This is a genomic window from Anabaena sp. CCY 9613 (assembly GCF_963920895.1).
In the GTDB taxonomy this organism is placed as follows: Bacteria; Cyanobacteriota; Cyanobacteriia; order Cyanobacteriales; family Nostocaceae; genus Cyanocohniella.
On the sequence record NZ_CAWUDE010000021.1, the window covers coordinates 25,321 to 39,741 of the forward strand.

The 14,421-nt window shown below is 40.5% G+C and carries 13 protein-coding genes; 3 read left to right on the forward strand and 10 right to left on the reverse strand.

The annotated features are described in order from the left end of the window. The first annotated feature begins 210 nt into the window (after positions 1–210). Positions 211–642, forward strand: a complete 432-nt coding sequence (locus ACM0OT_RS20510; RefSeq protein ID WP_414543712.1) for a hypothetical protein — start codon at positions 211–213, stop codon at positions 640–642. 13 nt (positions 643–655) lie between these two features. Further along, positions 656–3,097 carry an SUMF1/EgtB/PvdO family nonheme iron enzyme gene (locus ACM0OT_RS20515; protein ID WP_414566248.1) on the forward strand — a complete coding sequence of 814 codons (2,442 nt, stop codon included), beginning with the start codon at positions 656–658 and terminating at the stop codon, positions 3,095–3,097. Positions 3,098–3,425: 328 nt separating this feature from the next. Here the strand turns inward: ACM0OT_RS20515 and ACM0OT_RS20520 are convergent, their stop codons facing one another. From ACM0OT_RS20520 to fdxB, 8 genes are all read right to left on the reverse strand, one after another. Then, on the reverse strand, positions 3,426–3,878 hold the full coding sequence (locus tag ACM0OT_RS20520) for an ArsC/Spx/MgsR family protein (protein ID WP_414566249.1): 453 nt from the start codon (positions 3,876–3,878) through the stop codon (positions 3,426–3,428). Between the two features lie 67 nt (positions 3,879–3,945). Continuing rightward, the gene (locus ACM0OT_RS20525) at positions 3,946–4,560 is read right to left on the reverse strand and encodes a cupin (protein ID WP_414566250.1); all 615 of its coding nucleotides are present in this window, start codon (positions 4,558–4,560) and stop codon (positions 3,946–3,948) included. A 2-nt stretch (positions 4,561–4,562) separates the two neighbouring features. Continuing rightward, positions 4,563–4,730, reverse strand: coding sequence for a hypothetical protein (locus ACM0OT_RS20530; RefSeq protein ID WP_414566251.1), 168 nt, complete (start codon positions 4,728–4,730; stop codon positions 4,563–4,565). A 27-nt stretch (positions 4,731–4,757) separates the two neighbouring features. Continuing rightward, complete coding sequence (locus ACM0OT_RS20535; protein ID WP_414566252.1) at positions 4,758–5,243, reverse strand: hypothetical protein; 486 nt, start codon at positions 5,241–5,243, stop codon at positions 4,758–4,760. A 90-nt stretch (positions 5,244–5,333) separates the two neighbouring features. Further along, positions 5,334–5,921, reverse strand: a complete 588-nt coding sequence (locus ACM0OT_RS20540) for a cytochrome c oxidase subunit 3 (RefSeq protein WP_414566253.1) — start codon at positions 5,919–5,921, stop codon at positions 5,334–5,336. Between the two features lie 223 nt (positions 5,922–6,144). Next, on the reverse strand, positions 6,145–7,815 hold the full coding sequence (ctaD, locus tag ACM0OT_RS20545) for a cytochrome c oxidase subunit I (protein WP_414566254.1): 1,671 nt from the start codon (positions 7,813–7,815) through the stop codon (positions 6,145–6,147). 131 nt (positions 7,816–7,946) lie between these two features. After that, positions 7,947–8,909: a cytochrome c oxidase subunit II gene (locus ACM0OT_RS20550; protein ID WP_414543721.1), complete on the reverse strand. Its 963-nt coding sequence runs from the start codon at positions 8,907–8,909 to the stop codon at positions 7,947–7,949. Between the two features lie 534 nt (positions 8,910–9,443). Continuing rightward, a complete protein-coding gene (gene fdxB, locus ACM0OT_RS20555; protein WP_414566255.1) occupies positions 9,444–9,737 on the reverse strand; it encodes a ferredoxin III, nif-specific in 294 nt (97 codons plus the stop codon). 956 nt (positions 9,738–10,693) lie between these two features. Between fdxB and ACM0OT_RS20560 the strand changes: the two genes are divergently transcribed. Beyond that, positions 10,694–12,304, forward strand: coding sequence for a helix-turn-helix domain-containing protein (locus ACM0OT_RS20560; protein WP_414566256.1), 1,611 nt, complete (start codon positions 10,694–10,696; stop codon positions 12,302–12,304). Between the two features lie 41 nt (positions 12,305–12,345). On the opposite strand, the gene ACM0OT_RS20565 is transcribed toward ACM0OT_RS20560, so the two are convergent. Then, positions 12,346–13,260, reverse strand: a complete 915-nt coding sequence (locus ACM0OT_RS20565) for a hypothetical protein (RefSeq protein ID WP_414566257.1) — start codon at positions 13,258–13,260, stop codon at positions 12,346–12,348. A gap of 493 nt (positions 13,261–13,753) precedes the next feature. Continuing rightward, positions 13,754–14,401, reverse strand: a complete 648-nt coding sequence (locus tag ACM0OT_RS20570) for an acetoacetate decarboxylase family protein (RefSeq protein ID WP_414566258.1) — start codon at positions 14,399–14,401, stop codon at positions 13,754–13,756. Positions 14,402–14,421: the final 20 nt, after the last annotated feature.

The following is a 14,421-nucleotide window of genomic DNA, read 5'->3' on the forward strand; positions in this document are numbered from 1 at the left end:
CAAAAAATCAGCCCTAGCGATTAAAAATCGCGGCTATACAAGCATGACGCACAGCGTCTTCCCTCCGGGAAGTCCACCTCTGTGGGTTAAAAAACTTTAATTTTTGGTTAGTCTGTGGACGGGTACTTAGTCTGTGTAGCAGTGAATTTGATTCGCCCACAGCTTTAGTAAAAGCTAGTTAAATCAAGAACAATTTAAATAATTAAATTTATGTCAGCAGATTCTACCCCAAATGCCATCTGGATTATTACCGAAGAAGTGGCTGAAAGCTCAAGTACAACTACTGAAACAGTCACAGATAGTGTAACCAGAAGTAGTGGAGCCAGAAGCAGCCGTGATACAGGGGGACTACTCGGCGGATTTGAAACCAAAGAAGAAATTATTTTCAGCCAAAAAAAAGGCGAACTAGTCATTACTAAACGCAAAGTAGAGGTAAGTAAAATCAAGCAAGAAATGAAGGGATTTCTGCAAGCAATGCGAGAAATGCTTGATGAAGCGGAAGAACCTAATTCAAAAATGCAGTTGGATGAGGTTGAGCTTTCAGTAGAAATTAATGGCGAAGGACAAATTAGTCTGTTTGGGATTGGTGGTGGTAAAGCCGGCGGAAAAGGAGCGATGACTTTTAAATTCAAGCGGAAATAATCGGTACTTGAATATGGGTAAGAATTGGGCGATCGCTATCGGCATTAATCAGTACAATAATCTTCAGCATCTCAAGTATGCCAAACTAGATGCCGAAGCTATGGGCGATTGGTTTACCCAGGAAGCACGGTTTGATCAGGTTTTCCTATTTACTGATGATTCTCCCCCAATTCCTACTAATCCACCAATACTAACTCAACCTACTTTTGGTCATGTGTGGCGATTTTTACGCGCACAGTTTGAGGTTAAGAATGCTTTATTAAAGCCAGAAGATAATTTATGGTTTTTCTTTGCAGGACATGGCAATCGATATAAAGATAAAGATTATTTAATGTTCTCGGATAGCGACCCAGGAGATATAGAACGTACTGCTATTTCTGTTGATGATGTAACTCAAAGATTGCAGCGTAGTGGTGCTGGTAATGTAGTATTGTTTTTAGATGCTTGCCGTGATGAAAGTAGTCGTTCTGGATTAGGATTTGGTGAGCAAAGACATCAGGGAGTCATCACTTTTTATTCTTGTATAGCTAACCAAAAATCTTGGGAAATTGATGAATTACAACACGGCTCATTTAGCCATTCGCTATTAGCAGCATTGCAACTACAGGGCGAGGCTAATTGTGCTACAGTCGAGCGTTTAGCACAAAATTTAAGTTATCAAGTTCCTCGTCTGAATACTCGCTATGGAAAGAAAACACAAAATCCTTACTGGCAAGCAGATCCGCCTTATAAAATGTATTTTATTTTATTAGAGCAAACTGCCACACTTAGAGATGTAGAGCCATTAAAATATCAAGCCTCTCAAGCTGAAAATAGAGGTGATTTATTATTAGCAAAACAATTATGGGTGAGAGTTTTAGCTGTATCTCGTAGTGATGATGACGCAATTGATGCGATTGAAAGGATTGCCCGTAAGCGAGGGAATTTTGAACCGTCAATCAAAACTGTTGAATCTGTAACTTTATCAAGCGGAGGTAGATCGGTAAGTGCTGAAATGTCGGCTCAAAGGCAAGAAGAAGAGAGAATCAAACAGCAACAAGATGCAGAGAATCGCAGACAGCAACAGCAAGAAGAACATCGGCAGAATTTATCTCGTTATCAGCAAGCTTTCTCTCAAGCAGTCGAGCAAGAATTTCCTCTAAGTAAAGCTAGTTGTAGGCAGTTAAGAAATTTACAAAAATCTTTACAGCTGACTGATAAAGAAGTATCGCTTGAACAGCTAATTATTGCCCCGAAGGAAGCAGAATACCGTCAACAGCAAGAACAAGAGAGAATTAGGCAGCAACGGGAAAAAGAGAGATTACGCCAGCAGCAGGAAGCCGAAAAGTGCCGAAAAAGAGAAGCACAGAGACAGAAACAACAACAGCAATTAGAAAAATGGCGACAACTATTTACAACTATTACCACACCAACCCCAATCAACCGCAGACGGTTTTTGCAGTGGGTTGGCTGGGGAAGTGGAAGTTTGGCGATAGCAGTAGTAGGTCGTGAAATTTTGAAATCACCAACACCTATCTCTGTAGCTGAACCTAAATATATTCCCCCGATTGAAGGCGCGTCTAAAGTATTGGAATTACCCCTGTGGACTGTTGAGTTTGAAACGGTAACAGTAGATGATAAGGGACAGGTAACTCAACGAGATTCTAACAAGCAAGCTAAGTTCTTTAAAGAGGACTTAGGTAATGATATAACTCTAGAAATGGTTTCTATTCCTGGTGGTTCTTTTCAGATGGGTTCACCACCAGGGGAAAAAGGTCGAAGTTCAAGTGAAAGTCCGCAGCACGATGTAAATGTACCAGCTTTTTTCATGGGTAAATATCCAGTCACCCAAGCACAATGGAGAAGAGTAGCAGCACTACCCAAAGTTAACCGTGATCTAGAAGTAGATCCATCTAGGTTTAAAGGAGATGGACTACCAGTAGACCAAGTGTCTTGGCATGATGCCGTGGAGTTTTGCTCCCGCCTTTCAAAACATACAAATAAGGAATATCGCCTAGCTAGTGAAGCAGAGTGGGAATATGCCTGTCGTGCTGGTACAACGACACCGTTTCATTTTGGCGAGACGATCACAACTGAGTTAGCCCATTACAATGGCAGTTACACTTACGCTTCTGAACCAAAGGGCGAATATCGTCAAAAAACAACAGAAGTAGGCAGTTTTCCACCCAATGGCTTTGGCTTATACGATATGCACGGGAACGTTTGGGAATGGTGTCTTGATGATTGGCATGGCAGCTATGAAGGAGCGCCAACAGATGGTAGCGCGGGGTTTGATAATAATGATAACCTTTATCAAAAACAGGGGACTGCCGTTGTGCGGGGCGGTTCCTGGCTCGACTTTACTGAAGGCTGCCGTTCCGCGTCCCGCTTCAGGTTCAATGGGGCGGGGCGCGCCACCTTCCACGAATTTATTGGTTTTCGTGTTGTGTGTGCCGCCGGGAGGATTCTTCGGTAGCACTTTATGCTTTAGTCCTTTTTCCCTCTACGCTTGTTCTTTTTTACTTTTAGAGTGTAGCGGAGCGGAACGATCTAATTTTTTTTAAAAAAACAGAGTATAAATAACCTTCGCCCACATTTCATGCTCCATAGTTATACACAGGAAATTCAGTGAAGTAATCTGGCTCTTGTCCAGTCAGTATAATTTGTTGTAAATGCTCTACTGTGGAGTGTGCAAAAAACTGTTCTCCTCTTTCTTCGTGAGGTACACAAGGGCGGGCAGGATGCCCACCCCACAAGATTTATAACATTAATGTGTGTACTTCATTTACTTGCAAAGTGCTGTATTAATGGTGATGCTCATGACCGTGACCATGACCATGAGAGCAGCCTTGTAAATTCTGGCTCATGAGGCTTTCGCTCACTTGTTTTAAAGACTCATCCACGGGTTTTAAGCCAATCCAAGCATCAAGTTTTTCGACATCAAAACCTACTTCACGGCGATTGTCTACTTCTAGCAAAGGACGACGAATTAACAGAGGGTCTTGCAACATCAACCCTAATGCTGTTTGTGCGTCTAATTTTTCCGGGACTACCTCACCAGATTTTACCTTGGGAGCAGAAGGATTAAACCATTCGCTTACCGGGCGATCGCCAAAAAAAGATCGCAAGCGCTCAACTGTCCAAGGTTCCGAGAGAATGTCATATGCCACCACTTCATGACCAGCAGCGGTTAGCAAGACTTTTTGCTTGATACCACCCTTACAACCTGGTTTGCTGTAGAAAATCACTCTAGCCATTGTATGCTCCCGATGTAAATAAATAACGGATGGGAAAGGGACTAGAAGTTAGTTAGTCACCCCCTCATCAAAAATTCTTTGCTTGATGAGTCACTAAATTGAACTCAAATCTCTCTTTTGGATCAGTTTCCCCGTAAAGATTAAAAGTTACAGTAGGTTCCTCACTCACTGCTTGCACACTGTGAATGGCATCGGGTGTGAAGCTGACAATATCTCCAGGAGATAAAGTTATTTCTCCCGTTGGTTCAATTTTGTCGGCAAAATCTGGACTGGGGGTACGCCGCCAAAAGGTATTTTTTTCTTGACCTTTTAATACAGCAACTACTCCCCAGGTTCCATGATTATGAATGTTTGAACGTGTTCCCGGTGCAAATGTTACCGTTTGCACTGTCAAGGGAAAACCCAATTCATCGTATAGGAGTAAAACAGAGTTTCCCGTTTTGGTATCAGGCTCTAAATGTTGACTTTGTACCCAATAAGAATTGACAATCAAACGTCTGACCAGCATTCGGATTTCTGGCAGACGACTAGATTCATCATCCACTTGATTGAGAACATCTTCTAGCTCCGCTAAAAACCGATAGAGACGGTAATTTTCCCTCAATAAATCCCAGGCTCGTACAGATTTACAAACTTGATACTGACCATCTCCAGTTACTAGCCAATCCTTACCTTGGAACATGATTAAAATGTCAATTGGGAAGATTGAGGCAAGACTATTAAAGGAGGTGGATAGTTGTTGGGACTATCGGGAAGACTGGGAAAAACTGGTATGGAAATAGTAGAAGGAAGCGGGTTGGGATTGGGATTGTCAGATAAAGATACAGGTTGATAGATGAAAAAATTATTCATGGCAGTTGATGGTTGATGGTTGAGTAATTAATCGTCTTCTTCTGCGGGACGGGTCAAAATGTCTAGTAGGATTCCGGCTCCAAAATCATTTTTTTCGTCAATTTGCTTGACTCTATTACTGATTTCCTTTGCCTGCTCAATTTCCCCTAATTTTGCTAATACCAAACCAGAAGCCGCATAAGCGTTCAAATACAATCTGATTTGTGGTTCCTCTTGGCGTTTCACTAATATGGGCTGAAGTTCTTCCCAATTATTTGGGAATTTTTCTGCTTCTTTAATTTTATCTAAAACTTTGGTTGCTGTTTGTAGCGCTAGTGAATAATTATTTTTATAATAAAAAAATCTATATGCTGATACCAATACCTCTGTATTATCCCCAGTCTTAGCTAAAGCTTGATGAATGTATTTTTCAGATTCCGTAGTATTTTCCCAGTTTTGTGCTGCCAGTATCAATAACTTTTTGACATCTTCTGGAACTTGAAACCATGAGAATTTATTCGCGTCAAGTTGCATAGTCATCTCCTTTGGGAATTGAGGATTTGGAACCAGAGATTAGGGATGGGGAAAATTTTTACCTAGCCCCTAGCCCCTAGCTCCTAGTCTCTAAAACAACGTCAAAATGTACACTAAAGTGAACAAAACAATCCAAATAATGTCCACAAAGTGCCAATACATTTCTGCCATTTCGATGCCAGTATGTTTGGTAGCAGAATAATGTCCGGGACGACGCGATCGCCACACTACACCCAATATCAATAACAGTCCCACAAATACGTGCAAACCGTGGAATGCTGTCATGATATAAAAGCAGTTGGAGAAAACATTAGTAGTCAGTCCATAGCCTAGATTCATGTATTCATAAACCTGACCAACTAAGAAAATCGCCCCCATAAGTGCGGTCACAAGATACCAAAACCGCATTCCTATGACATTATTCTTTTTAATCGCCACATCACCTAAATGAATGACGAAGCTACTAGATACCAGAATAATGGTGTTAATCGCGGGCAAAAATAATTCTACTTCTGTTCCTTCTGGTGGCCAAACTTCTGTAATGCCTCTAAAGAACAAATAAGTAGCAAAAAAGCCCCCAAACATCAATGATTCAGAACAGAGGAAAGTCAACAATCCCCAAATTCGTAAATCTGGATGATGTTCTTGGTGATGTTCACTTGTCGTTGCTACGGTCATATTGTTTACCCTTTAAATGTCCAACCAGAATGAGGTACTGTGTAATGCCAAAATCACCTCCCCTTGCTTTGCACCTTTGCGCCTTTGCGCCTTTGCGTGAAACAAATCATTTTCTCAATCAGCAACGCCTGTTGTTGAGTAAGGCAAAAGAAACAAACCGCAAAGACGCGAAGTACACAAAGGTAAGAGGATTAAAAAGGGTTTTTGCAATTACGACTAATTCTTAGGCGCTAATTTCTGGTGTGCCAACGGGTTGTACTTCAACATGGCCGTAGTCGTAAGGACCATGAGTAACAACAGGTAATTCTTCCCAGTTTTCAATTAGGGGTGGTGAACTAGTTGTCCATTCTAAGCTCAAGGCTTGCCAAGGATTATCACCCGCCAATTCTCCTTTGCGCCAACTCTGCACAATGTTGAGAGTAAAAGGAATGACTGATATGGCTAAGACAAATGCACCAATGGTACAAAGTTGATTGAGGTCAACAAATTGGGGGTCATACATGGCAACCCGGCGGGGCATTCCTTGTAAACCCAATTCGTGCATGGGTAGGAAGGTTAAGTTAGTGCCGACGAAGGTGAGGGCAAAGTGAATGCGTCCCCAGGTTTCATTCAACTTACGTCCGGTCATTTTGGGGAACCAGTGATAAATACCGGCATAAATGCCAAACACGGAACCACCAAAGAGGACGTAGTGGAAGTGTCCCACTACATAATATGTGTCGTGGACGTGAACATCAAAGGGGGCTGTTCCCATTGTCACGCCGCTTAAGCCGCCCATAACGAACATGGAAAGTAAGCCAATGGCGAAAAGCATGGCACTGGTGAAGCGAATCTTACCACCCCAGAGGGTAGCAACCCAGGCAAATATTTTCACGCCAGTGGGTACAGCGACGATGAGGGTGGAAATTGTGAAGAATATCCGCATCCAACCGGGTGTACCACTAGTGAACATGTGGTGAACCCAAACGAATAAACCGACTACGCAAATAGCGACGCTAGAATAGGCGATCGCTTTATAGCCAAAAATCGGTTTACGGGCATGAACTGGGACAACTTCGGACATGATGCCGAAGATGGGCAGAATCATTAGATATACTGCCGGGTGGGAATAAAACCAGAATAGATGTTGGTAAATGACAACGTTACCGCCGGCATCTGGTTTGAAGAAGGATGTACCAAAGTTGAGGTCAAACAACAACAGCACTAAACCCGCAGCTAATACGGGTGTAGAAAGTAGTGCGAGGACTGAAGTGGCTAATATTGCCCAGCAAAATAAGGGTAGTTGATCCCATTTCATGCTGGGAACCTTCATCATCAGGATGGTGATCACAAAGTTCACCGAACCCAAAATGGAGGAAGTTCCTACCAAAACAATGGCCAGAATCCAGAGTGTCTGGGCGATGGGTGCTGTCACCAAGCTTAATGGTGGGTACGCTGTCCAACCAGATTGGGAACCACCAAAGATAAAACTAGCTAAAATTAGTAGTCCGGCTGGGGGGTTTAACCAAAAGGCGATCGCATTCAGCTTGGGAAAGGCCATATCCCTGGCCCCAACCATCAAGGGGATGAGATAGTTACCAAAGCCCCCAATGGCGCTGGGAACAATCCACAGGAAGATCATGATCGTCCCGTGATTGGTCATGAAGGCGTTATACAAGTTGGGGTCGAGTAAATCTGACTCTGGTGTTGCTAGTTCGGCGCGGATAGCCACCGCCATCAGTCCACCGATGAGATAAAACGCAAATGCTGTCACTAGGTATTGAATCCCAATTACCTTGTGATCCACATTAAATGTGAAATAGTCAGTCCATTTCCACGCCTGGGGATGGTTTTCCACTGTTGTTTCTGGATTTCCTTCGGGTGGCGTGTTCCGGGGAAATTCTACCTGTGTCATAAGCTATTTTGCGACAATTTATTTTTGTCCTTAGTCAGTTGTCATCATTAATTAAGGGAATAACTAACCGCAAAGGACGCAAAGTACACTAAGGAAATAGGTTTGGAGAGTCCTCAAGCAATGACTAACGATTACTTTTGAATCTGGGCGAGGGTGGTTGTGTTGACACCCAAGTCATGAATGTGGGGTGCAAGAAACTCTGATGTTGATAGTTCCGCCGGATTTACTGCTACGGCTTGATTGAGGTCTTGCGCTTGAGCGATTTGGCTTTGTGCTAGCCAGTTATCAAATTCTTCTGGGGTGTGGACTATGACTTGTGTCCGCATAGAGCCGTGATAACCACCACACAGTTCTGCACAAACTACAGGATATGTACCTACTTTTGTGGCGACAAATCGTAATTGGGTAGCGATACCGGGAAGTGCATCTTGCTTCAACCGGAACTGTGGTACCCAAAATGAGTGAATGACATCTTGTGCTGAAAGATTCAGTTGCACATCAGCACCAATGGGAACGTGTAATTCTCCAGTGGTAATGCCACTATGGGGATAGTTAAATATCCAGGCGTACTGCATCCCTTGGACATCAACAATCAAGTCTGCTTGTTTACCTTGTGATTTGGGAGATGCACCAATACCAATGTTGGCGGTAGTTGCAGACGTTGAGGTGTCATCGAGAGTAGCAGCGATCGCACTACCACTGACATGGGCCATAGCATGAGGATGACTTCCCGGCTCAAATCCGCCCATTTGGTTGTACACATCTACACTGTAAATGCCCAAACCAACGACAATAACGGCGGGGATTGCTGTCCAAAAAATTTCTAAGGGAAGATTGCCTTCTACTGGTGTACCATCGGTGTCATCACCTGCACGACGACGGTACTTAACTAGAAAAATGAGAATCGTTCCTTCGACAATCAGAAATAGTGCGATCGCAATGGTAAACATGACATTGAAAAATGCGTCTACCAAGGGTGCTTGTTGCGATGCTTGTTCTGGCAGTAGAGTATTATTTTGACCGATCCAAATACTGATTACTGTGACTACTATACCAGCAACCAGAGTCCATAGTGAAACAGGAACTTTTTGCATAGGTGCTACCTGCTCTATAAGCCATCATTAAAGGTGTGATTTTCTGGAATTGGAAAATAGGTATTGGGTATTAGTGATTCATGTGATAACTATTTCCCTATTTCCTACTCCCCACTCACCACTCCCTACTTTTGCTTTTACACATTCACAGGGCAGCGTTTTTTCTTTTCACTTATTAACGTTCTATCTCACACTTACAGAAATTGGGGGAATTTTCCAGATCATTTCACATCTTTCCCCCCCAAAATTTCACGCTATATTTAATTCCTACGACGGAAGAACCTTGTGCTTACAAAAAATTTAGTTGTTCTCAGATGACACCATCAGACTTAGTATTGATCATGCTCGATTATCAGCAAGTATAAATTTGTCAATAACTAACAATTTATGATTTACAAATCTGCTTACTGTGAACTCTTTGCTAGTTACAGTAAATATTTAATATTCCCCTCTAGATACCTTGCTTAGAGATTCATGCTTTATGCTGATAGTGCCCCTTTTAACAACCAAGGCTGTAAGCAATTCACCCATGCATTAATTAGTTAATGCAGCATGGGTGTAGCAATTTTTGGAACAAATCCGGGCACAAGCTTCACAACCAATACAGTTTTCTGGGTTGGCAATAACCATCACCTTACGTTCAATTTCATCATCATCTTCATCCTCTACAAATTCTCCATCTTCGTTGAGTGCTTTCAAACTCAATACATTGTGACCACAGATTTTAAAGCATCTGCCGCAGCCGATACATTTTTCTAAGTCAATTTCCTGGGCAAATTTAGGTGTCCAGGTATTACCTCCAAATGTCAATCCTGTTAGTTGTGTCATGAATAAACCCTCGGCAATTCCGCCTACAAAATTGTTTGTACTTTAATCATTATCCTAACTCAAGATGATTGTCTTTTTTAACTATTAATCAATTATTTTTTGTTGATTAAAATTTCATGACTTTCCGATATTTTGGACGTATTTTTACTACTTTTATTTCTTAAATGAAAGTTTTTGCTATTAACAAACCAACAGTTGGCAATTTATAGATAATTGAGAACCCAAATAAAAACTGGGTTTTATAGAACTGCATGTTTGTCACATCATTCAGGAAAAAGTTAAATAGTACACTTTGTTGTTGTGTTCAATGAAATTAATTTTCATTTTGACTGCTGGTACAAATTAAAATATGTCAAAAACTGTAGCAATATATACATTTTATATGTTTATTTGTTACATTCAACAATAACAATTTTGTTATTTATAAAATAATAAAATTGAACTTTTTTGTAATTCAATTTCTTTTATATTTTCTAAATCAAAAACCTAGATTAAATATTGATTTATGGATAAAGCGAATTGTATATTTAATAACAGAAAATTAATCTGCGTTAAATATTAAAATTATTAATAAACAGAATGAATCCTAGTAATAATTTACATATATGTTCTTTGAAAACACTTTGGGTATGTCTTTCTGGTCAAAAAAAACAGTTTATCGGCTAACTTTTGATTAAAGTATTAAGAAAGCCACCTAGGCTCATTATGAACAAATTTATGCCCGTATTTATGAAATGTATAGTTAATAAAGAAGTAATCCACAGCAGCCTCAAAAGCTTAAACAAGCTTCCAATTGGATGTGTATTTTAAATACGGATGTGGGGAATTATGACAGCAGGAAGAAATTTTTCTTGCTGGAAAGATAATTTGGTGGCAAGTGATAAATAAAAAAACATCCAGGGGAGACTTAAACCAAACATCTCAACGATTAGAGTGGGAAGAAGCCCGATAGCCGTATGCCTTATACAATTCCTAACAACAGTTGCGTTGGATGTGACAACTGCCGCCCCCAATGTCCGACGGGTGCAATCAAAATCGAAAACGATGAATACTGGATAGATCCTGCTCTTTGTAATAACTGTGAAGGCTATTATCCCGAACCGCAATGTGTAATGGCTTGTCCCACTAATTCGCCCATACCTTGGCAAGCTAAAAAAGGTAGATGTAAAGTTGAGCCGAGAGATGCTCCCAGTCACGATTTATTCGCCAACGGTAAAAATACTCCGTTTGCTTCAGCGATCGCCATCTGGGAAGCTTGCAATGTCTTGGCGCAAAGGACATCTCTCAATTGGGAAATTGATGCTGAAGGTGACTTGTGTTATGGCCGTAAACTCAAACAAGGAAGAGGTGCGATCGCCTTTCACATCCAAGATCCATTCCCGGTTAACAATGGCGATGTACCAACTCAAAATCGCGTCACCGAGTTAGCTGCTATAGAGTCCCTTGATATTCGCGCTACTTGTATTCATTTGATGTTTGCTGCCTACGCTACATCTTTAGATCAACCTTGGGAGGAAGAATTTACCATTGACGAACGCCAAATTGAGAAATATTTAGGCTTAGAAAAACGAAAAGATCTCAGTAAAAATGCCAAGTTGGCTTTAATGAAAAACATCGTCCAGCAGGCTTGTTCATTGGTCATTTCCATTGACTGGCCCCAACAGGGACGAGTCCCAGGATTTTCGGTGACAAAAAGCCGCCTATGGCACTTAGTCAATATTCAGCATCACTTCCAAGAGGACGATTTAGGATGCAAATATTTGATTGGACTAACTTTTAAAGTCAAAGCCGGCATCTGGGCACAGTATTTCTTAAATAAACAAGCATGTAGAGAACGAACCGCATTCTATCAATATGGCAGTCTACCTAAAACGCTGTTAACTACAGTTATGAGTATTTGGCAGCAGCATGAAGGCGCAGTCCGCATGATGCTATGGTTACTGTTTAAAACCAAAATGGGCAAAGAACAACGCATCACCATTCCTACTTTGCTCCGCATCGCTTATGGGGAAGAAAAAGTTGCTGTTGCATCTAGACAACGCGAAGAACGTAAACGCTTGCTGCGAACTTTTGAAAGTGACCTAGAAATTCTCAATCATCATGGCATCAAACCGATGTTTGACCCAGTAACTTACCCTTTGGAAATTCAACCTTTGTGGGCCAAGTTAATGGGTATTCCCGAAGATCCAGATGAAGCATTAGAATTTTGGATTAATGACGGTGGTGGTAATACCCGCCTCACGGATTCTGGCCCCCGTGGTAAATGGAATCTGTTGATGAATGCGCGGATTTTGTCTTTTGAATTACCGGCGGAGTGGGAACAGCAAATCTCAGACTCCCAAAAAAAGCAAAGGCGAACTGTCAAAAGCCGAAGAAAGGCCGTAACTACAAGCGAATTACCTGGCGAAGAAATTTTGCAAGCGCGAAAAAACTTAAAACTTTCCCAGAGGGAATTAGCCAAGTTAACAGGTAAAAGCCAAAGTTGGATTCGTGATGTAGAAAATGGGCGCTTGAAAGCTAAGGTAGAAGACCAAGCAATATTAAGGAAAGTGCTAAATATTACTTAATTTATGAGACTCAGACACGGGTGCGATCGCGCCCGTAATTTTTATACATCTTTGCGGGTCATATAAACACCGATGTGAGAAATTCTCAAGTCTTCTTCATCTGTATATTGAATACAAGAGTCTATTTGGTCTGGTAATGATTTATCCTTGCATGACCACTCAAATAGAAATTTAAAGTTTAAGTCTTTGAAGTTAGAAAATATTTGTTGCCATTGGCTACGGCGAATGCGATTTCCCCACCTTGTTTGTAAGTATCTCGAATATTCCGCTTGTGGATAAATTAAAAAATCAAATGGTTTATTAAATAAATCCCTGTGATCAGACAAATGAATAAGATGAAACATAAAACCATTTCTAGAAAGTCCACTGATCAGGTTTTCGCACAGTGGTACTACATCATCAACTGGTACATGTTCTAACACCGATTTAGAAAATATAAAATCTATTTTCTCTTCACTAGGCATTCGTTGAGATAAATCGATGGGAGCAATGTATTTTATACCAAATTCTTGTAATTTTTCTACAGTAAAATTTTTGACTGACAGCAATTTTTCGAGACGATATTTTATTAGTTCACGATCTTCAAATGTCGATAAACTGTCTAATATACTCCAATTTACCGACTTAGATACAGCTTTTGAAATATATTCGCTCTGTAATAAAGGTTCTATATCCGTTGCATAAATCTTTTTAGCTCCCAGAAGGTAAAAAAGCAATGAGTGAGTTAGTAACCATCCACTACCAATTTCTAGGCAGACTTTATCGCGCAATACATACTTTTTGCTACCAGCATGAAGCAAATAAATAGCTAGTTCATTGGCACAAATATCAAGTCTTTTTCCGGCAACAGCTAGCTTATTTGCATGAAATTTGTTATCTAAAATTTGGTATATTGGAGATGATTTTATCAGCGATTTAGTATTCTCATTCAGGATATCACTTACTAAATTTTTCATTTTTCTTAACTATTGTATTGGGTTTAAAGTGCAAAAAATTGTTAAGTAAATCAAAAATCAATTCTATATCCTTATAAACTTAAGTTATGAACCTATGATCTCCATAACTAAACATCTTGATATTTGGCATCAATCTTATTGAGTAATTACATAGCAGTAAAAAATGCAGATATTTTGAATATTTTTTCCTGCCCCAATTTCCCAGGTCATATATTTAAATAAAATTTTTCATAGGCCCATATACTGAAAAGTCTCTTTATTTTGAATATATGGAATAGCTCTAAACAAGTTGCAAAGATAAACTCTAACTAACAGTATCTAGCTTTTAGTTGAACTTTAATACACCCATAATATTAAGTGTAAAATTATCACGAAATTTACCAAATCATGATTTTGTAATATTAATTAATACATCAACAATTACTGATTATTTACTGGGTAAAAATGATCTTGATATTCAGACGATACCTACAGTAAGCTAGGCTCACTATTTTTACCTAGAAATTATGTCACCTGTTCTCTGTACCACAACTTGTGGCGCATCAACCCATAACCTCATTTGCTCACAACAAACAGTAGCAAAAGGCTGACTGAAATTGATACCCGTAAAAGGACTTATAGCCGGGACTTCTACGTTGCAACCCACCCAACCCAAACGAGCATCTACTTCAGCCCGAAATGTCAATAAATTATGATTCATGACGCTGAAAGCAGAAGCGCTTAACTTTTGTCGCCATGCTAGACTTTGCTGATTGTAATTGAGATGACACAGCAGGCGATCGCCTTGACGCACAGTTACATTTTTTTCTTCCCAGGTAAAATCGGCCAGTTCTTTGGGTAATCCCCAAATTTCCCGTCCACCAGCTACAGAATCAGCATTATCTACATATATATGAGAAATCCAAGGGCCTATTTTACCTTGATAAAACACCACAGCCGGGACAACAATTAACTCACTGTATTGCAGCACTGAGCCTGATTCATACCGAGATAAATAGATACCACCGAGGGTTTTACCAGGCCATATAGAAATAATATTTAACTCTGTCGGCACAAGTGAACGCACTTGTTCAATATTGACCAAATGCAGAGTTTGAATAGCATCGCCTACAAGTGTCCAAGGTGCGGAAGGATAAGACATATCATTTCCTGAACATTTGA